Annotated in this window: 16 protein-coding genes and 1 pseudogene; 2 read left to right on the top strand and 15 right to left on the bottom strand. The window is 63.3% G+C overall.

The window, feature by feature from the left end; translation table 11 throughout:
* The first annotated feature begins 67 nt into the window (after nucleotides 1-67).
* The gene (locus tag B9N43_RS04350) at nucleotides 68-1,120 is read left to right on the top strand and encodes a CHASE domain-containing protein (protein WP_145841093.1); all 1,053 of its coding nucleotides are present in this window, start codon (nucleotides 68-70) and stop codon (nucleotides 1,118-1,120) included.
* Here B9N43_RS04350 and B9N43_RS04345 read toward each other — a convergent pair.
* A pseudogene (locus B9N43_RS04345) lies at nucleotides 1,086-2,063 on the bottom strand (IS481 family transposase); the annotation flags it as partial. The gene B9N43_RS04350 and the pseudogene B9N43_RS04345 sit on opposite strands and share 35 nt — an antisense overlap.
* 83 nt (nucleotides 2,064-2,146) lie before the next feature.
* On the opposite strand from B9N43_RS04345, the gene B9N43_RS04340 reads away from it, so the two are divergent.
* Complete coding sequence (locus B9N43_RS04340) at nucleotides 2,147-4,522, top strand: GGDEF domain-containing protein (protein ID WP_145841092.1); 2,376 nt, start codon at nucleotides 2,147-2,149, stop codon at nucleotides 4,520-4,522.
* Nucleotides 4,523-4,579: 57 nt separating this feature from the next.
* Here B9N43_RS04340 and B9N43_RS04335 read toward each other — a convergent pair whose 3' ends face one another.
* From B9N43_RS04335 to B9N43_RS04270, 14 genes are all read right to left on the bottom strand, one after another.
* The gene (locus B9N43_RS04335; RefSeq protein WP_222428799.1) at nucleotides 4,580-6,646 is read right to left on the bottom strand and encodes an ABC transporter substrate-binding protein; all 2,067 of its coding nucleotides are present in this window, start codon (nucleotides 6,644-6,646) and stop codon (nucleotides 4,580-4,582) included.
* Between the two features lie 264 nt (nucleotides 6,647-6,910).
* Nucleotides 6,911-7,255, bottom strand: coding sequence for an energy transducer TonB (locus tag B9N43_RS17130; protein ID WP_186453977.1), 345 nt, complete (start codon nucleotides 7,253-7,255; stop codon nucleotides 6,911-6,913).
* 370 nt (nucleotides 7,256-7,625) lie between these two features.
* Complete coding sequence (locus tag B9N43_RS04325; protein ID WP_145841089.1) at nucleotides 7,626-8,381, bottom strand: SDR family NAD(P)-dependent oxidoreductase; 756 nt, start codon at nucleotides 8,379-8,381, stop codon at nucleotides 7,626-7,628.
* A gap of 159 nt (nucleotides 8,382-8,540) precedes the next feature.
* Nucleotides 8,541-8,987: a nuclear transport factor 2 family protein gene (locus B9N43_RS04320; RefSeq protein ID WP_145841088.1), complete on the bottom strand. Its 447-nt coding sequence runs from the start codon at nucleotides 8,985-8,987 to the stop codon at nucleotides 8,541-8,543.
* Nucleotides 8,988-9,062: 75 nt separating this feature from the next.
* On the bottom strand, nucleotides 9,063-9,896 hold the full coding sequence (locus B9N43_RS04315; RefSeq protein WP_145841087.1) for an SDR family NAD(P)-dependent oxidoreductase: 834 nt from the start codon (nucleotides 9,894-9,896) through the stop codon (nucleotides 9,063-9,065).
* 11 nt (nucleotides 9,897-9,907) lie between these two features.
* Nucleotides 9,908-10,678 (bottom strand): SDR family NAD(P)-dependent oxidoreductase, encoded by a 771-nt coding sequence (locus tag B9N43_RS04310; protein WP_145841085.1) that lies wholly within the window; start codon nucleotides 10,676-10,678, stop codon nucleotides 9,908-9,910.
* Between the two features lie 20 nt (nucleotides 10,679-10,698).
* Nucleotides 10,699-11,952 carry a sulfotransferase family protein gene (locus B9N43_RS04305; protein WP_145843433.1) on the bottom strand — a complete coding sequence of 418 codons (1,254 nt, stop codon included), beginning with the start codon at nucleotides 11,950-11,952 and terminating at the stop codon, nucleotides 10,699-10,701.
* Nucleotides 11,953-11,971: 19 nt separating this feature from the next.
* Complete coding sequence (locus tag B9N43_RS04300) at nucleotides 11,972-13,162, bottom strand: DUF1214 domain-containing protein (protein ID WP_145841084.1); 1,191 nt, start codon at nucleotides 13,160-13,162, stop codon at nucleotides 11,972-11,974.
* 177 nt (nucleotides 13,163-13,339) lie between these two features.
* On the bottom strand, nucleotides 13,340-14,356 hold the full coding sequence (locus B9N43_RS04295) for a TIGR03617 family F420-dependent LLM class oxidoreductase (protein ID WP_145841083.1): 1,017 nt from the start codon (nucleotides 14,354-14,356) through the stop codon (nucleotides 13,340-13,342).
* A 26-nt stretch (nucleotides 14,357-14,382) separates the two neighbouring features.
* On the bottom strand, nucleotides 14,383-15,669 hold the full coding sequence (locus B9N43_RS04290) for an acyl-CoA dehydrogenase family protein (RefSeq protein WP_222428797.1): 1,287 nt from the start codon (nucleotides 15,667-15,669) through the stop codon (nucleotides 14,383-14,385).
* A 317-nt stretch (nucleotides 15,670-15,986) separates the two neighbouring features.
* Nucleotides 15,987-16,811 (bottom strand): TOBE domain-containing protein, encoded by an 825-nt coding sequence (locus tag B9N43_RS04285; RefSeq protein WP_222428796.1) that lies wholly within the window; start codon nucleotides 16,809-16,811, stop codon nucleotides 15,987-15,989.
* A gap of 4 nt (nucleotides 16,812-16,815) precedes the next feature.
* Nucleotides 16,816-17,397: a nitrogen fixation protein NifQ gene (locus B9N43_RS04280; RefSeq protein ID WP_186453976.1), complete on the bottom strand. Its 582-nt coding sequence runs from the start codon at nucleotides 17,395-17,397 to the stop codon at nucleotides 16,816-16,818.
* A 13-nt stretch (nucleotides 17,398-17,410) separates the two neighbouring features.
* Entirely contained in the window at nucleotides 17,411-18,016 is a 606-nt protein-coding gene (locus tag B9N43_RS04275; protein WP_145841081.1) for an energy transducer TonB, read from the bottom strand.
* On the bottom strand, nucleotides 18,013-18,591 hold the full coding sequence (locus tag B9N43_RS04270) for a DUF2478 domain-containing protein (RefSeq protein WP_145841080.1): 579 nt from the start codon (nucleotides 18,589-18,591) through the stop codon (nucleotides 18,013-18,015). Before B9N43_RS04270 ends, B9N43_RS04275 begins: the two co-directional genes overlap by 4 nt.
* Nucleotides 18,592-18,609: the final 18 nt, after the last annotated feature.

Below are 18,609 nucleotides of genomic sequence, written 5' to 3'. Positions count from 1 at the left end.
GGGATTGAGCAAAACGGGCCGGCGGATCGTTCCGCCGGCCCGTTTTGCTTGACGGGGCCCATTGCGAATGGGCGGACGGGCGGAGTGCTCGCGCGACAACTCCCCTGTTAGACTTGAGTCCATGTCAGATCGCTCATTCCCGAGCCGCCGAGCTTCGTTTTTTCGCCTGCTGCTGCCCGGGGTGATACTCGTCTTTGGAATGGCGCTGACCTACGTGCTGCATGACCAGGTTTGGAAGTCGGTCCGGCAGACGGTTCGCGGCGAGTTCGAGTTCCGGGTCAATGAGATCGTCGAGAACATCGAGCGGCGGTTGCACAACTACGAGCAGGTGCTGAGCGGAGCGGTCGGCCTGTTCGCCGCGTCGCAGTCGGTGGAGCGTGCCGGGTTCGCCGAATACGTTCGCACCCTGAGGCTCGAAGGCAAGTACCCCGGCATTCAGGGCGTGGGGTTTTCACGTCTGATCCCGGCGCCGCAGAAGGCGAGTCACGTCGCCGCGATACGGGCTGAAGGATTTCCAGGCTACGACATTCGTCCCGGCGGCCAGCGGGACGTGTATACCTCCATCGTTTACCTGGAACCGTTCAATTGGCGCAATCAGCGCGCCTTCGGTTTCGACATGTATTCCGAGCCGGTGCGGCGCAAGGCGATGGCCCAGGCGCGGGATGAGGAAATGACCACGATTTCCGGCAAGGTGCGGCTGTTGCAGGAAACCGATCAGAGCCCTCAGGCCGGATTTCTGATGTATCTGCCGGTCTTCCGTTTCAACGCGCCCCACGGCACGCCGGATGAGCGCCGTACGAATCTGGTGGGCTGGGTCTATGCGCCTTTTCGCATGAACGACCTGATGGCGGGAATACTTGGGAAGCATTTCGGCGAAATCAATGCCTCCCTGGATCTCGAAATCTACGATGGGAACGAGACCGGAAAAAGCCAACTGATGTTCGATTCGAACGATCAGGCGGCTCCTCGGGATGCCGCATTCCACACCCTGCGGACCATCGATCTTTTTGACCATCGGTGGACGGTCTCGATCCGCTCGCTTCCCGTGTTCGACGCCCAGTTGCGGAGCAGCGAGGCGGATATCTGTCTAGTCCCGCCTGGTTATAAACACGTTTTTTGAACAATTCTGGTTTTTTCTGCTGCCATTCCTTGAGCGCCTGAATGGGAGAACGATGGTTGAGTGCGCGCTGCGGAATCTGCTGGTTGTAGGTTTTTACATAGCGCGCAAGCGTCGTCTCCAACTCAGCGGCTGAAGCAAATCGGGTCTGGCTCACCACCTCACTGATTCGGCCATTGAAACGCTCGACCATCCCGTTGGTCTGCGGGTGGCGTGGCGGGCACAGGCGGTGCTCGATGTTCAGCGCCGCGCAGCGTACATCAAAGACGTGGCGTCCTGTGGGCTCACGCTTTTTGCTTGTGAAGCGGTCGGTAAACTGGCTGCCGTTGTCCGTGAGCAGTTTGACGATCTTCATCGGTGCGGCGCGTTCCAGGCGGTTCAAAAAATCCACGCTGCTACGCTCGCTTTGATCGGCATAGATATGCATGAACACCCAGCGTGTGGCGCGATCGATAGCCACAAACAGGTAGCGCCGCTCTTTTTCGTCGGGCATCTGCGGTAAGTACTTGATATCCATGTGCAGGAAGCCTGGCTCGTAATCCTTGAAGGTTTTGACAGAGGGCTGGATTTCGCCTGCATCGGCCAGTGCCTCGGCTTGTTGTTGGCGCAGGTTGGCCACGCCATGGCGGCGCAAGCAGCGATCCAGTCCCGAGCGCGAGACTTCCGGATTGATGAATTCGCGCACCACAGCCACCAGGTCATCTAACGGCAGCAGCGTCAGGCGCCGTAACGCCACGACAATCGCCTCTTGCGCAGGCGTCAGCGTGGTACAGAGCTTGTGCGGGCGGTGCGATAAATCCTCCGGACTATCGCGCCGCTTCCACTTACGCGCGGTCGCTACGCTGATGTTGTAGCGTTCTGCCAACTCAGCCAGCGATGCGGATGACTGCTTGATCTCTGTTCGCGTTCGAGGGGTCGTTCGGGCTTGGGCGTGGACTTCACTCATGTCGCTTGCTTCGCTTTCAAGGTTTCAATCAGACCACGCATCACTTCTCTTGCTCGAAAGAGTGGCCAGCTACGAAGCGGGATATGATCACACGGGATGCAACAGATATCGTCGCTGTTGCCGGCGGTGCGGGCAGCGTGCTGTTGGCCCTGGTGGTCTGGCTGCTGGTCACCGGCCGGAGTCGCGCGCAGGCCCTGGCGGAGCGCATGACCGACGAATTGCGGCAGAGCGAGAACAACAAGAATGCGCTGTTCGAGAACATGAGCAGCGGCGTGGCGGTGTTCAGCGTCACGGTGGATGGCGAATTCGTTTTGACCGCGCTCAACCGTGCGGCGGAAAGAATGGACCGGATTCAGCGCGCCGAGACGCTGGGCAAGCGGATCGAGGAGGTCTTCCCAGGCATCGCCGCCTTCGGCCTGCTCGATGTGCTGCGGCGCGTCTGGCAGTCGGGCGTGGCGGAAGACCACCCGGCCGCCTTGTATTTCGACGAGCGCGTTTCGGGTTGGCGGGAGACCTTCGTCTACAAGCTTCCCGACGGCAGCGTCGTGTCGATGTACAACGACGTGAGCGCGCGCAAGCAGGCGGAGCTGGAACAGAGCAAGCTCAATCGAGCCCTGCGGCTGCTCAGCGACTGCAACATGGCGTTGGTGCACGCGGAGGACGAGTACAAGCTGCTGGCGGGGATCTGCCGCCTGTGCGTGGAACGGGCAGGCTATCTGATGGCCTGGGTCGGCTACGCCGAATACGACCCGGCCAGGCGCGTGCAGCCGATCGCCCAGTCCGGCTACGAGGATGGCTATCTCGAAAAGATCGACATCTGCTGGGCGGACACGGAACGCGGCCGGGGACCGACGGGAACGGCGATCCGGCTTGGCAAGACGGTCGTCAATCAGGACGTGCTGACCAATCCCACGCTCGCGCCATGGCGCGAGGCGGCAGTCCAGCGTGGCTATCGATCCAGCATCGCCTTGCCGCTCGTCGGCGATTCGGGGGGGGATCCGAGGACGTTGGGCGCGCTGACCATTTATTCACGCGATGTCGATGCGTTCAATCCTGAAGAAGTCCGGCTGCTCGAGGAAATGGCCAACGACCTTGCCTATGGCATCGTGACGCTGCGCACGCGCGCCGAGCATGCCGCGGCGAAGGAAAGGGTGGCGTTCCTCGCGCACTTCGACCCGCTGACCCACCTCCCCAACCGCCTGTTGCTGCGAGACCGCTTCGAGCAGGCGGCGCTGCTTGCCGCCAGCGAGAAGTCGATGGTCGCGATGTTCTATCTCGACCTGGACAACTTCAAGCAGATCAACGACAGCCTCGGGCACGATACCGGCGACAAGGTGCTGGTCACGGCGGTCGAGCGGCTGCACCGCTGCGTTCCGGCGACCAGCACGATCAGCCGCCTGAGCGGGGACGAATTCGTCATCCTGCTCACGGGCATGCGGGATTCGGCGAAGATCGCCAATATGGCCGACGCCCTGTGCGAGGCTTTCGTCGAGTCGGTCGCCATCGATGGCAACCCGATGAATGTGACCTTTTCCATTGGCATCAGCGTGTTCCCGAACGACGGCAGCGATTTCGATACTTTGCTCAGACGGGCGGACACGGCGGTTCACAACGCCAAGGAGTGCGGTCGCAACACCTACCGGTTTTTCACCCACGAAATGAATGCGGACGCTCTGGACCGGGTGCGGCTGACCAGCGGCCTGCTGGATGCGGTCCGGAACCGGGAGTTCATCCTCCACTACCAGCCCCAGATCGATATCGGCACTGGCCGGATCGTCGGCGCCGAGGCCCTGGTGCGCTGGCAGCACCCGGTCGATGGGTTGATTCCGCCGGCGAAGTTCATCCCTCTGGCCGAGCAGAACGGCTACATCATCCAGATCGGCGAATGGGTGCTCAATGAGGCTTGCCGTCAGGCCAAGGCCTGGCTGGATAGCCGACAGGCGCCGCTGGTGGTCGCGGTGAATCTCTCGGCCTTGCAGTTCAAACGCGGCAACGTGCTGGAAATGGTGTCCTTGGCCCTGGATCGATCGGGCCTGCCCGCAAGATGCCTGGAACTGGAATTGACCGAGTCGATCCTGCTGCAGGACGTGGATGCGACCATGAGCACCCTGCGTGGCCTGAAGAGGCTTGGCGTCAAGCTTTCGATCGACGATTTCGGCACGGGCTATTCCAGCCTTTCCTATCTCAAGCAGTTGGCGGTCGACAAGCTCAAGATCGACCGGTCTTTCGTGCGCGACATGTTGACCCATGCCGATGGCGCGTCCATCGTCAAGGCCATCATCCAGCTGGGACATACGCTGCAACTGACCGTCATCGCCGAAGGCGTGGAGACCGAGGCGCAACTGGCCTTTCTTGGCGGCTCCGGTTGCGACGAGGCGCAAGGATATTTGTTCAGCCGCCCCGTTCCTGTCGGTCAGTTCGTCCAGTTGCTCGAGAAGGCAGGGAGCGCGTCGTCCTGAGAAGGACGGGCGGTGCCTTGCGGGGCGGCGGCGGACGGGTCCGAATGCCCCGGCTGTTCAGGTACATTGATCCTCGTACTGGAACATCTGGATATTTCCGCTGCCCGTTTCCCTGGCTCGACACAGGGCGCTATCGGCGTTGCGGATGAGCTCCATTTCGTCGACTCCGTGCTCCGGGTAGATGGCGATGCCGATGTTGGCGGAAATGCGCAGGCGGTGGCCGGCAACCGTCATGGGCCGCCCCAGCGCCTGCCGGATCTTTTCCGCGACGGCGGATGCGTTGCGGCTTTCCTCGATGGTGCGCAACAGCACAGCGAATTCGTCGCCGCCCATGCGCGCCGCCGTATCCGAGTCGCGGATGCACTCCGTGATTCGTCTGGCCATTTCCTTCAAGACCGAGTCCGCGACGGCATGGCCCAACGGAGCATCGCCGTCCTTGAGCTGGTCGAGACCGAGATCGAGGTATAACAAACCGAGCTGGTAGTGGTCGCGCTTGGCGCTGGCCAGGGCCTGCTTGAATCGATCCGCGAACAGGCTCCGGTTGGCCAGTCCGGTCAGTTCGTCATGCCGGGCCATGTGTTTGGTCCGTTCCTCGACCCGCTTGCGTGCGGTGATGTCGTAGATCGTGCCGACGCTCGCCGATTCGCCAGACAGGGTGATCCTCTCCACCGTCAGTTCCACCCAGCGGATTCCGCCGTGCCTGGCGAGCATCCTGAATTCATGGCGGGGCGCGACTTGCCCGCCGCGCGACCGCGCCGCGGCGTATTCCATCACCATGGCACGATGCTCGGGATGGATCAGGTCCTGGAAATCCATCGCCAGCATTTCTGCTTCGGCATGGCCGGAGAGGGCGACCAGTGCCGGGTTGACCATGGCGAACCTGTTTCCGCGCAGGACATACACGCCGGCCGCGGTGGTATCGATGAGCGCGCGCAAGGCGGTTTCGCTTTCGCTCAGGGTGGTCTGGCGGGTTTGCAAGGTGTCGATACTGCGTTCCAGGCGTCGTTTGACGCGATGGAAATGGATCGCCAGGATGCCGATGATGGCCATCAGCGCCAGGACGGCGAACAGGTACCAGCGGAGCTTCGTCGAATCGGCCTTGGGCGCTGGATCGTAGAGAAAGCCTGTGAGAGGCGGATCGCGCGGCAACATGCCGAGGTTGGCGTAGGTGTTGGCGATGCGATGCCAGCGGTCCGGATTCATATAGCCGACCTCGACCAGTCCGGCATCGATCAAGGGAAGCATCTGCCTGGATTCGAAGCGATAGAAATCCAGATCGTGCTGTCCGCGGTATTGGCTCTGAATCAAGCGGGCGATTTCCTCGGGATGATCCAGCGCGTACTTCCAGCCCCGCAGGCTGGCCTCGCGAAAGGCCCTGACACGGTCGGGGTGCTGTTCGATCTGCCGTGCCGAGGTGAACAGATTGTCGCCGTAGAAGTCGATGCCCGCGGAGCGGGGGGTGAATATCTGATAGGAAAGACCGGCCTTGTCCAGATAGTACACCTCGTTCGTGGCATAAGCGGAGATGGCGTCCGCGTGACCGTCGATCAGGTCCTGGGGATTGAAGCTGTGCTGGAGCTGGGTGATTCCGTCGAGAGGAATGCCCTCCTGCTTGAGATAGGCCAGCAATTCGGATGATTGGGGATCGATCATCACCTGCTTGCCGATGATGTCGCGCAGCGACTGGTCGGCATAGCGTTTCCTGGCGATCATCACCAGCGGCGAGTGCTGGAAGATCACGGCCAGGACCACTACGGGGCGACCTGCCGCGCGCGCCCGCAGCAGGTCGCTGGTGCCGACGCCGAAGTCCGCTTCCCCGCTCAGCACCTGATCGATGGCATTGACGCCGGGCATGGCCTCCTCGATGCGCACATCGAGGCCGGCTTCGCGGTAATAGCCTTTTTCCAGTGCGGCGTAGTAGCCGGCGAACTGGAAGGAATGGGACCACTTGAGCTGCAGCGTGACCAGTGTGCCGGCGAAGGCCGGAGCGCCGAGCGTCAGCAGCAGGATGATGGAGACGATCCTGCCGATCATGGTGGCGCCGGCCGACGGAGTTGCACCGTGACCACGGCGATCGGGCTCATGGGGCGCGATGCGCGCTACGGGACCGAATGGCGAGAACATGCATGGGTATCCTGTTCGTGAGAAAAGGGCGGTCGCTGAAGCGAGAGATGGCGACGATCTCCAGAATCATTAATGTGAAATTCAGAATCGAAACGGCGGGTCGGACATCCGAGCGTGGCGGACTTTGCTATCCGCGCCCATCATGGGGCCGGTGTCACGGGTGCTCGAACAATCCAGTTTGGATATTAAAACCAAATGAGGTTTTAAGGTTTATCGATCGACGGCGACCGCGCTGCGCCTGCGTCGAAATCTCATCCAGCCTCGTTAACGCGGCGGGGTGGGTGCCGGGTCGGTCAGATCGAAGTCGATTGCGAGGTCGATGATGAAGGGCTGTCCGCGCAGCGTCTCGGGCACGGGGGTGTGGTCGATGGCCTGGCGCAGCATTTCCTGGGCTGCCTGGTCGAGCGCCGGATGGCCGCTGCTGACGCGCAAGATCAGGTCTCGCGGAATGCCGCCCGCGACCATCGCCAGGCGCAGGGTTACGCGTCCTTGCCAGCCGGCCTCGCGCGCCTGGGGCGGGTAGACACGGAAACGGGATGCCGCGCGGCCAAGCGCGAAGTGGTACTGGCGCAGCCCGGCGGGGTCGATGGCCGAGGTATCTGGCGCCAATGGCTGCGCCGCGGTTGGCAGTCGATCCTCTGCGGGCATCGCTGCACGCGCGGTTTCTGGTGCATCGATGGATCGTTCTCGGGTCTGTCGCCCATCCAGTATTCGGGGTTTGGGTGCGGTCGCGTGGCTCAAGTTTCGCGTATCCGCCGGAGCCGTCGTTGGCGCTGGTCGCAGGGAAGCGCGCAGGCCGCCGCTGGTGATTGGCGGCATGTCGGTTGGCACGGACCAGAAGGCCAGGCCGTGAGCGGCCAGGGAGATCGCCAGCGCTCGGGCGAGGGAGCGATCGATCCGGACGAGCGGGGTGTGCATGAAAAAGGGGAGCGGCAGCGCTCCCCTGGCCATGACCCGAACGGAGTCGCCTGGGATGGCCTCAGCCCAGGAAAGCCTGGCCGCCGTCGAGCGCGATGCTCTGGCCGTTGACGTAGCGGCAGTCGTCCGTGCAGAGGGCGGCGACGAAGCGGCCGATGTCACCCTCGCATTCGCCGACGCGGCGCATCGGGATGGTGTTGAAGTAGGCCGCCGCTTCCTCGGGCCGGGCGGCGGCCCAGCCCTTGAGACCTTCGGATTCGGCCAGGGGCAGGATCACGTTGGTGCGGATGCCGTCGACGGCCCATTCGCAGGCGGCGGCGCGGGTCAGCTGGCGGATCGCCTCCTTGGTGGCGCCGTAGCAGCCGTAGCCGGTGGAGTCCCAGCGGCGGCCGGCGGCGCTGGCCAGGTTGATGATGTTGCCGTCGCCCTTCAGATAGGGATAGCACAGCTTCATCAGGCGGAAGGTGGCCTGGGGGCCGGATTCCCAGCCGGCTTCAAAAGCCTCGTCGGTCACTTGATGCAGCTTGCCGTTGGGGACTTCCTGGGCATTGTTGACCAGGATCTGCAGGCCGCCGAAGCGGGCGACCACGGCATCGACGCATTTCTGCAGGGATTCCTGGCTCTTCACGTCGCACTCGATGGCCAGCGCCTCGCCGCCGCGGGACTCGATCTCGCGGCAGGCGTCCTCCACTTTGGACAGGGTGCGGCCCGAGACGGCGACCTTGGCGCCTTCCGCCGCCAATGCCAGAGCGATGCCCCGACCAACGCCCTGACCGCCGCCGGTCACCAATGCCACCTTGCCTGCCAGACGCTTCATGTTTGTTTCTCCTCGATCGCGGTTGTTCGCCAGGCGCCGGTCGGCACTGGCGGGGTGGATGGGCGAATTTTAATGGCTCCGTTACCGCCGCAGATTCCTTTTGCCCAAATGCGATCAATGCCGGATCGATGTTCATGACATATTCCGGCGCCGGATCGATCAACCCGTCTCGATATGGAGGCGGCTCAGGCGTATCGTCTTGATGCGCCATCTCCCGTCCAGGCGCACATAGGTTTCATGGTAGTGACCGTAGCCGTGCAGAACCTTGAACGGGAGCGGGCTGCCTTCGGGAATCCAGAGCTTGTCCTCCATGGCCCAGACGCCGGTCGCGGTCGTCTCCGAAGTGATCTCGATCTCCGGCATGTGACCGTGGTGCACGGTGACCATATTCTGCAGCGTGGGCGCCAGCTTGGCCACGTAGGCGGCGGCACCTTCGGTCAGGAGGCTTTCGTCGCGCATGGGCGGGGAGTCGCGGAAATCGGCGATCAGGTCGGGGGCGAAAACCGCCTCCAGTCCGGCCCAGTCCTTGCTGTCCATGGCGCGGAAGTAGCGGGCCTTGAGGGCCTGGATTGCGGCGATGGCGGTCAGCTTTTCGATATCGGTCATGAGGTGCTCCGTCGGCTGGGTCGGTTCAGGCTGCGCGTTCGTTCGGAACGTTGAAATAGGTTTGGTTTGGCTGGCTTAGGGCATGTAGGCGCCGCCACTGACGCTGATCAACTGGCCGGTGATGTAGCTGGAACGTTCCGAGGCGAGGAACAGGGCCAGATGGGCGATGTCTTCGGGTCGGCCCAGGCGCGGGATGGGCAATCCGCTCATGTTGAACAGGGTGCCTTCCTCCCGGGCTTTTTCCATGTCCTCCGGCTTACCCAACTGCTCGAAGCCAAAGCGGTTCCAGAAACTGCCGTCGCCCACATTTTCGGACTTGTGGGGCACGATCCAGCCGGGGCAGATGTTGTTCACCCGTACCCCCTGCTTGGCCCATTCCCAGGCCAAGGCCTTGGACAGGCTGTTCACGAAGCCCTTGGTGGCGCCGTAATGGGCCACGCCGGCCGCCGCTTCGCCAAGCAGTGAGGAGTTGGATGAGATGTTGACGATGCTGCCCTGTCCCCGGGCCAGCATTTCCCGGCCGACCGCCTGGCAGCAGTTGACCACACCGTCGATGTTGAGGGCGATTTCCCAGCGTCGTGCCTCGTCGTCGAGTTCGGCGAAGGCGGACGGATGGGCCACGCCGCCGGCGTTGTTGACCAGGGCATCCACGGGGCCGTACTGGCGCTGGGTCTCGGCGATCATGGCATCCACGCTGGCTCGTTGGGTCACGTCGGTGGCCAGCGCCAGCACCCGGCCGGGCAGGCCTTGCGCCGCCGCCTGCTGGGCGAGCTTTTCTCCAGTGGCGGCGTCCCGCGAGGCACTTACGACATTGCAGCCTTCCCGGGCGAATTCCAGTACCAGCCCCTGGCCGATACCGCCGCTGCCGCCGGTGATGATGACGGTCTTGCCTTTGAGTCCGAGGTCCATGCGATGTCTCCTTATTCGATGTGGGGGGAGGCGAGCCGGGCGTGGATGGCACCATCGACCGGGATCACCACCCCATTGATATAGGCCGCCGCATCACTGGCGAGGAACAGGGCCGTTTGGGCGATGTCCTCTCCGGTGCCCAGGCGGCCACTGGGAATCTGACGGCCGTAGCGGGCCGGACCGTCGGGAAAGGTTTCCAGCCAGGCGCGCAGGCCCGGGGTGTCCATCGCACCGGGGGAAAGCGTGTTGGCCCGGATGCCGCGCCCGCCGAATTCCGTCGCCACGCTTTTCATCAGGCTGATGACGCCGGCCTTGGCCGCGCCATAGACCGCCAAGCCATCGACGGCATTGAGGCCGGCACCGGAGGTGGTGGACAGGATGCAGCCGTGCCCCTGGGCCAGCATCACCGGCAGGGCGGCGTGGATGCCGTAGTACACCGAGTCCAGGTTGAGGGCGATGATGCGCCGGTAGTCCTCGATGCGCTGGGTTTCGGTGGGGGTGGGAAAGGCGCCGCCGGCGTTGTTGAACATCACGTCCAGTCGGCCGAATTCTTCGACTGCCCGATCCACCAGCGCTTGCACCTGGGTCGGATCGGTGACGTCGGCCACCTGGGCGACTACACGGCCGCCGGCTGCGGCGACGGCCAGATCGAGTCGGGCACGGTCGATGTCGGCCGCGATCACGGTGCAGCCCTCGGCGGCGAAAGCCTTGAGGCAGGCCAGGCCGATGCCGCTGGCGGCTCCGGTGAGAACGATGACGCGGTCTTGCAGGTCAAGGTGCATGGGTAGATCTCCCTCCGGAATCAGACTTCCTCCGGCACGTTGTGGAAGTGCTGGTAGCGGGCGAAGATCCGCCGCTCGTGCGCGATCTGTTGCTCTTCGCCGACGCGATAGACGTTCTGGCCGAACTTGCCCTGGGGTTTGTGGGCCAGGTAGTCGGCTACCGCCTGCCGGGCCTGGTCCGGGAAGGGCAGGTCCAGCTTGCGGTAGAGCCCGGCCAGCGCCTCCTCGGGCGAGCGCATCAGGTCGGCGAAGAGGAAGTCGTGGATCTGGGCGCGCGGAATTTCACCGGTCTCGATCTGGTCGATCACCCGGTTCAGGCTGAAGGCGTAGGCCTCCGGCGTCATCAGGCGCTCGAAGGAGGTAGCGTCGAAGGGCTTGTCGCTGCGCATCCAGTACAGGGTGCCCAGCAGATGGGTGACCGAGGCCCGCGCCTTGATCGGATCGCGGTGGGCATAGACCACCCGGGCATCGGGGAAGACCTTGAACAGCACCGGCAGGCTCTCGATGTGCGAGGGGGATTTCAATAGCCAGTGGCGCCGCGGATTCTTCCATTGAAGGAGCTTCAGCATCCGCTTGTAGTAGGCGTAGGGCACGGTGAGGTCGGCCTGCATCAGCCACTGGTAATAGCTGGGAACCTGGAAGAGGCCGGTGAGGTTGTCGGTGATGAAGGTGCAGTTCATCGCCACCTTGCATTCGTTGGGAATGGTGGCGCCCAGTTCGTGCATGGCGAGAAAGGAAGGGGCCACCCGGTGCCACTGGGTCAGCAGATGCTGGGCGCGGGCGATGCGCGGGTCGCTCTTGTAGGTGGCGGCTTCCGGCGGCGGGCAGGGGAACATGATCTCCCAGTTCGTCGGCGCGCCGAACTGGCTGTCGGCCGAAAGCAGTTCGAACAGGATGGAGGTGCCGGAGCGTGCCTGGCCGACGATGAACACCGGCGCATCCACCACCTCGTCCTCGATCTCGGGGTGGCGCCGGTAGGCTTCCTCGATTTCCAGCCGCTCCTGGAGCCAGATCAGGAGATCGCTGCGGGTCATCAGGCGGCCGAAGAGATTCAGTTCGGCCTCATCGTTGATGGCCTTGACCAGGATCTCGAAGGGTTCCCGCCAGTCGTCGCGGCCGAAATCGGACAGGCCTGTGTTGGCCATCGCGGTGTCGATCAGCTCCTGGGGCTGCAGCGGCACCAGGCTGGCGATGTCCATGCCCCGGCCTTCCTCGTTGACTTGCGCCAGCCACTCGGGGCGGGGCGGGGGCGTCCAGTCCATCGGATTGTTCATGCTCACCGGGTTTCTCCCCTCAGAGGTTGCCGAAACGATTGATCACGCCGCGCCGTCGCTCCATCAGCTGTTCGTGGCGTCCCTTGGGCGTGATGCGCTTCACATGGGCCGGCAGATGCTTGAACAGTTGCGTCGTCTTGACCTGGACGGCCTCCGGCGCCGGATAGCTGTCGGCCAGCATCCAGCGGTAGCAGACATAGCCCTCGGCGTAGCCGGAGGCGTCGAGCCAGTTGGGCAGGCCCGGATCGTCGTGGGAGATCACCACGATCAGTTCGCCGTCCTCCTCCAGTTGGGCGTAATGGCAGTTGGTGTTGGACAGCCGGTAGCGGTAGTCCATGCTGGTCCACCAGAAGTTACCGAACTCCACCGCCCAGTACTGGCAGTGGGGTGGTCGCACGCGGATGATCAGCGACTCGTCGCGGGGCAGCGACCAGTAGGCGACCATCGGCTCACCGCCCGGTGTGGCGTCGATGGCGCGGTCGGCCAGTTGCTTGTAGGAGCGGAAGGTGTTGGGGATGGCCTTCCACATGTTGATCATGTAGATCCAGAATTCGATCGATTCGTTGACCCATTTCGCCGAGGCCAGCAGTTGGCGCGCGAGCTTGTCCGGCGCGGGCGGCGGGGGAGGGGCCATGTCGCCGGTGAGGCGGTCGATGCGGGCCTTCATCGGACGTTCGTTTTCCCAGTCGGCGAAGAACTGGCGGAAAGTGACACGGAAGGTATCCGGCGTGGTGCGCAGCCAGTTGCCGGGATGAGGATCGGGGCTGACGATCAACTCGAAGTTGCCATCCGCATCCACCTCGAGATCGTCGGCGAACAGCGTATGGGCAACCTTGCCGCCCCACGGCGTCTGGCCCTTTTCCACCGAGGTCACGGCGAAATAGCGGGCGCTGCCGCGGTTGCCGCTGATCCGGTAGGTATCGGTGCCGTTGATGGTGGCGCCCACATAGACCGCGTCGGTGTTGTCGCCGCCTTGCTTGCGCACCGGGTCGAAGTAGTGAATCAATTCCGGATAGCGCGGGTCGACGTAGTCGTGCTGGAAGTTCAGCGCCAGGGAGATGTTGCGCGCCAGCACCTCGAAACCGGCGGTGCGGTCATTGACATGGGGCGGCACCGTGGGACCGAAGGGGATGTCTGCCGCCCGCTTCAGTTCGTCGCAGAAATCCGCCCAGGCTTGGCGCAGAACTTTTTCATGATCGGCATCGCTCATGATTCATCCTCTCTTTAGCGTGAAACAGCGAATTGAAACGGCAGGCCGAATTGTCGAGCGTAGCGAGCCAGCATCGTCACCTCCCCCGGAGAGGGGGAGGTCGGGAGGGGGTGGGTCTTCCTGCCTTTTGCGTATTTCATGGACCGGCGTGGAAAATCGGCTTCCATGAGCGTTCGGTCAAGCCTGTTTCTTAAGGTCTCGCACCACATCGGCCCAATGGCCCGGGTCCGGATAGCGATTGTGGGTGATGCTGACGCTGTCGGCGATGCCGTCCAGGCGGGCGCGCAGCTTGCCGGCGATTTCGTGGCGTTCGCCGACGACGGCAATCTCGTTGAGGATGTCGTCGCCGATCAGGTCGGTCATGTCGTCCCAGCGGCCTTCCTTGGAGAGCCGGTTCAGCTCCTTGTGCACGTCTTCCCAGCCGTGGCAGGCCAGGGTCGGCAAATAGGCTGGAGTGGAGCCGTAGAAGGCCAGTTGCTTTCGGGCCGCGAGTTTCGAGGCTGCCATGGTCTCTTCGGTATCGGCGGTGACCACAAGGGTTGCGCTCATTACTTCGATGTCGCTGCGCTGGCGGCCGGACTCGGCCAGACCCTGTTCCAACGCCGGGAGGGTGTTTTCCAGCAGGGAGCGGCGGGTATTGAAGGGGTGGGAGATGAAGCCGTCGGCGGCCACGCCGGCCACGGCGGTCATTTTGGGGCCGAAGCCACCGGTGAAGATCGGCGGCGGGCCGTAAGGATTGGGGCCGGGGTTGAAGGCCGGGATCATGATGGTGTGGGTGTAAAACCGGCCCCTGAAGTCGAGCGGTGCCTTGCCTTCCCAGCAATTCCAGATCGCCTTGATGGCCAGCACGATCTCCCGCATCCGTTCCGCCGGGTGGGACCAGGTGCTGCTGAAGCGTTTCTCGATGTGGGGCTTGACCTGGGAGCCCAGGCCCAGCACGAAGCGCCCACCGCTGATCGACTGCATGTCGTAGCCCAGATTGGCCAGGTTCATCGGGTTGCGGGCGAAGGCGATGGCGATGGCCGTGCCCAGGCGCAGGGTGGTGGTGTGCTCGGCGGCGACGGCCGCGGCGAGGAAGGGGTCGTGCTTGGCCTCGAAGGAGAAGCCGCCATCGTAGCCGATGTCCTCCAGCTCCTTGTAGATGGTGCGGGCCTTGCGGGGATCTTCCAGGGGGGCGGTGGTGTAGATTTTCATGTCGCGGGTCCAGTCTTTACAGGGGGCTAGAAGTTTTTCGGCAAGCCGAGCTTGCGCGTGGCGATAATGTTGCGCTGAATTTCGGAGGTGCCGCCGCCGATGGTTTCAAGGACCGTCAGCACGTAGCTGCCGGGTGCGCGCCCCCCGATCGGTGCGTCTTCGCATTCGGCAGTCAATTGATTGCCGGGGCCGACGATATCCATGGTGGCGTCGGCCAGGCGTCGCGAAAATTCGGTGGCGTAGAGTTTGTAGTGCGATGCTTCCGCCGTCGGCGTCTTGGTCGCATTGAGCGCGGCATCGACAAAGCGTATTCCCAGTACGCGCGCCACTTCGCATTCGGTGGCAAGTTGCGCGATCTTCTGGCGGATCACCGGGTCGTCCTTGAGCGGCCGTCCGTCCCGGCTTCCCGTCTTGACGTGATCGCAGATCAGTTCGGTCCTTCCTCGTATCGGAGAGAAGGTGAACATGCCGAACCGCTCGATATCCAGGGCTTCGGCGATGTACTGAAATCCCTTGTTGAGCTCGCCCACCCGGTAGTCGTCGTGGACGAAGACGTTGTCGAAGAAGACGGCATTGGTGCGTTCACCGCCAATGGTGTACATCGGCTGGATGGTCAGGTCCGGATGCTGCATGGGCAAGAGGAACAGGGTGATGCCGTGATGCTTTGGCGCATCGGGGTCGGTCCGTGCGCCGAACCAGTACCAGTCGGCGAAATGGGCCGAGGTGGTAAATGTCTTCTGGCCATTCAGGATCCAGCCTTCGCCGCTGCGCTCGGCCTTCAGTCTCATGGCCGCTGAGTCCGATCCGGAAGACGGCTCCGTATAGCCGAGGGCAAACTCGATTTCCGCCTTGAGGATCTTCGGAAGAAATTCACGCTTCAGCTTGTCCGAACCGACCTTGATCAAGGTTTTTCCGACGACCCCGGTGCCTTTGCCCAACTGGGGAGCGCCGACCGAGGAAAGCTTTTCGTTCAGGAGGTATTCGTAAAAGCCTTGGCCATCCTGTCCGCCGTATTCGGCCGGCCAGGTGATCCCCAGCCAGCCGCGGGCGGCGAGCTTTTGCATGAATTTCCTGCGAGCCGGGGTATCGACCAGCTGTGCCAGGTTCTCCCGATGCAGATCCATGACTTCAGGATCATGGTTTTCATCCAGGAATCCGCCGACCTCGCGGAGGAATTTCTTTTCGTCTTCCGAGAATTCGAAGTCCATGGTGCGGCAAGTTTGAAAAGGTTGTCTGGTGGCTGACGCTTTCCGCGTGAGATACCGGAAAGCCAAGTTGATAAAGATTGTAGTTATTTCGCTGACCGTGGTCAATAAGATAAAGATAAGGCAACCGGGCGTCGATAAAGGACTGTCGAAACGGTAGGAGGGGAGGGCTAAATGCCGAGCTACACCAGGTTGCTCAGGGCAGGGGTACGGCGCTTGGGCGCTTGACGACTGATGGTCGGATGGCCGTCACCGGCAGCAGCGATAGAGGGTGTTGCAAGGTGGTCCGGCCTGGCGACGGGTTCGCATTGCCGCTCAAGCAAGGTGGGGCGTCATGAAGCGTTTGCCCCGGCCGGACTGAGGGGGAGGACGACTGACGCCACCAAGGCGGGTTCCCGCCTTGGTGGCGGTCTCCATGAGGGTGTTCAGGCAGGCACGCCGACGATCACGCTCGATGCCTTGAAGATCGCCAGGGCCGGCTTGCCGGTCGCCAGCCCCAGGGCCTGGCTGCTTTCGTTGGTGACGATGGCCGCCACCGCGCCGCCGCCGGGCAGCTCGATCACCACTTCGGTGTTCACCGCACCGGGCTGGAGGCGGGAGATAGTGCCGGCCAGGCGGTTCCGCGCCGAGAATTTGGCGTCGCTGTCGTCGGTGACGATGATGATCGACGACGCCTTGATCAGGGCGAAGGCTTCGTCGCCGACTGCGAGTTCGAGTCCGCCGGCGCTCTCGTGGGTGACGATGGCGATGAGTTTCTGCCCGCCCGCCACCTCCAGTTCGATTTCGTCATTCACGACGCCCTGCCGAATCTGGGTGACCTTGCCGAGAAACTGGTTGCGTGCGCTGGTTTTCATGTTCATTCTCCTGATCAGCAAAAAATCGTCGGTAATGCCCTCGGCCTGTCGGCTGAGCTGATCGACGAAACGACGATGTTCCCGCTCGATGATACGGAAATTGGCTACCAGTTGCTTGCCACGGTGCGTCAGTCGGGTGCCGCCGCCGCCCTTGCCGCCGGCCAGACGCTCCACCAGCGGCTCGCCTGCCAGGTTGTTCATCGTGTCGATGGCGTCCCAGGCTGCTTTATAGCTCATCTTCATGGCCTTCGCTGCTTGGGTGATCGAGCCGCATTCGGCGATCTGCGCCAGTAGTGTGACGCGGCCCGGTCCACCGAAGTTCTCCCCGCCCACGGTCATCCATACCGAGCCGCGCAGTTCGATGGATTGTTCGGTAGCTTTGTCTCGGGGTTTCATGGCGTCAATACTCGCTGGTTTTCGAAACTGTGAAGCATATCGGGAACTGATCACATTTGCCGCATCCTGGCGGCAACAGATCAGGTCGGCCTTGCGCCGCGCCCAGTTCGGCGAACAAAAAGCGCTTCCACTTCAGGTCGGCCGTGTTGCGGGCGAACAGCGTCGGGAAGTAGCATTCCAGCAGTGCGGCAACGTCGTCGCGGCCGTTCAGCCCCAAATCCTGCCAGAGATGGCGCTCACCCAGACTGGCAGCGGCGATGGCGCGGGCGAGCCCATCGGCATGGTTTGTATCCAGATTACGGTCACGATGGGCGAGCAGCAGCGCCGTCAGGTCGTGGAAGATCGGTGGCACAGCCCGTAGAAAAATAGCGTAACCCCATTCCGGCAGAAAGTCCAAGCGTCCCAGTTTTGGAAAACACTGCGCGAGCAGTCCCCACAACTTCTCCTGCGGTAATCCCAGGGTCCAGGCGAATAATGGCAGCTCTCCGTCCTGGGCGTGCTTTATGACCCCGGCGATCGCTCGGCGCAATAAATCCGGAGGAGGAGGCTGGCGATCCAGGTCGGCGATCGGATCGATAGCAGACATTTTCATCATAGTCTCACATGGCGAACTGAATGGGGACCAAAACCCAGGCTGCGACGCGTTGCTGGCCGCGCCGGGCCGGAACGAAGCGCCAGGATTCGACCGCCTCGCGCGCCGCCTGATCGAGGCGCTCGAAGCCCGAGGACGCCTGAATCTCGATCCGCTCGGCGCTGCCCTCGGCCGACACGAAGACCCGCAGCGTCACGTTCCCCTGTTCGCGGCGTCGGCGCGACATCGGCGGGTAGCGGGGCGGCGGATTTTCCAGGTAGTCGGCGCTGAATAGCGGCGGTACCAGCGCAGGTGCCGTCGCCCGAGGCAAAGCCGCCGCTGCCGGCGCTTCTGCCACTGGCACTGCGGGTGTTTCCTCGATGAACGCAATGGCGGGTGCTGTCTCCGTCTTCTGGATCGTGGCCGGCGCAACCGCCAATCGGGATGGTGGCCGCGCCTGAGCCGGCTTGTTCGATGATTCTGGTGCTGGCGGTGCGACGATCCCGACTTGCATGACTTCCGCCGGCGCATTCCGCACCGGTGGCGCCATGTTGAGCATGGCGCCGAGAATGGCCGCATGGGCGAGGCCGACGCCGATCAGCCGCAACGCCGCTTGACGCCGGTGCCGCGTCATTGCATGCCATAGGCGGGTTCAGGGTAGAGGAAGTGTTCCAGACCGGAAAACCAGGCATCCAGCACATCGAGCCGCGGTGGCAGCTCGATCGCGCCGCCGCCGGTGAAGTTCAGCCAGTGGGCCAGGTATTTCCCCTCCACCGTGGTCAGCAGCGGCACGCCTTCGCTCATCAGCGCCAGCATTTCGGCGGCGAACCCGCCTCCCGCCGCCTCCAGGGCGCCGAAGCGATTGGTGACGACGAGATCGGCCCCTTCGGCCAAGGCCCGGCGCAGGACTGCGCTGGCTTCAGCCACGCCGGCGGCGTCGACGCGGCAGGAGGTGGACCCGCTGCCCAGATCCTGGAACAGCGGGAAGCTGCGGCCCTCGTCGAGATCGACCAGCCGGGCCTGTTTGAGGCAGCAATGGTCGCCCAGCGGCGACCATGCACTGGCAGCCTCTGGCGCTTGTTGCAGGAGGCCGCGTACGCGCCAGCCCCGGGTGCGCAGGCCGTGCGCGAAAATCGCCAGCACGTCGTCGGCGATACCGTGACTGGTATGGATGACGGCGGCGATTGGGGGGAACAAGCTGGCGCTCATCGGGATGGCCTCCTTGTC

Origin of the sequence: Denitratisoma sp. DHT3, from assembly GCF_007833355.1 — a bacterium.
Taxonomy (GTDB): Bacteria; Pseudomonadota; Gammaproteobacteria; order Burkholderiales; family Rhodocyclaceae; genus Denitratisoma.
The sequence above is the reverse complement of the archived record's forward strand: the minus strand, read 5'-3'. Positions and strand labels throughout refer to the sequence as shown.

Excerpts from the sequence above, each read along its gene's own strand:
- B9N43_RS04350 (WP_145841093.1), top strand. The coding sequence starts at position 68 with ATGGGCGGACGGGCGGAGTGCTCGCGCGACAACTCCCCTGTTAGACTT.
- B9N43_RS04340 (WP_145841092.1), top strand. The coding sequence starts at position 2,147 with ATGATCACACGGGATGCAACAGATATCGTCGCTGTTGCCGGCGGTGCG.
- B9N43_RS04335 (WP_222428799.1), bottom strand. The coding sequence starts at position 6,646 with ATGTTCTCGCCATTCGGTCCCGTAGCGCGCATCGCGCCCCATGAGCCC.
- B9N43_RS04325 (WP_145841089.1), bottom strand. The coding sequence starts at position 8,381 with ATGAAGCGTCTGGCAGGCAAGGTGGCATTGGTGACCGGCGGCGGTCAG.
- B9N43_RS04320 (WP_145841088.1), bottom strand. The coding sequence starts at position 8,987 with ATGACCGATATCGAAAAGCTGACCGCCATCGCCGCAATCCAGGCCCTC.
- B9N43_RS04315 (WP_145841087.1), bottom strand. The coding sequence starts at position 9,896 with ATGGACCTCGGACTCAAAGGCAAGACCGTCATCATCACCGGCGGCAGC.
- B9N43_RS04310 (WP_145841085.1), bottom strand. The coding sequence starts at position 10,678 with ATGCACCTTGACCTGCAAGACCGCGTCATCGTTCTCACCGGAGCCGCC.
- B9N43_RS04305 (WP_145843433.1), bottom strand. The coding sequence starts at position 11,952 with ATGAACAATCCGATGGACTGGACGCCCCCGCCCCGCCCCGAGTGGCTG.
- B9N43_RS04300 (WP_145841084.1), bottom strand. The coding sequence starts at position 13,162 with ATGAGCGATGCCGATCATGAAAAAGTTCTGCGCCAAGCCTGGGCGGAT.
- B9N43_RS04295 (WP_145841083.1), bottom strand. The coding sequence starts at position 14,356 with ATGAAAATCTACACCACCGCCCCCCTGGAAGATCCCCGCAAGGCCCGC.
- B9N43_RS04285 (WP_222428796.1), bottom strand. The coding sequence starts at position 16,811 with ATGAAACCCCGAGACAAAGCTACCGAACAATCCATCGAACTGCGCGGC.
- B9N43_RS04280 (WP_186453976.1), bottom strand. The coding sequence starts at position 17,397 with ATGTCTGCTATCGATCCGATCGCCGACCTGGATCGCCAGCCTCCTCCT.
- B9N43_RS04275 (WP_145841081.1), bottom strand. The coding sequence starts at position 18,016 with ATGACGCGGCACCGGCGTCAAGCGGCGTTGCGGCTGATCGGCGTCGGC.
- B9N43_RS04270 (WP_145841080.1), bottom strand. The coding sequence starts at position 18,591 with ATGAGCGCCAGCTTGTTCCCCCCAATCGCCGCCGTCATCCATACCAGT.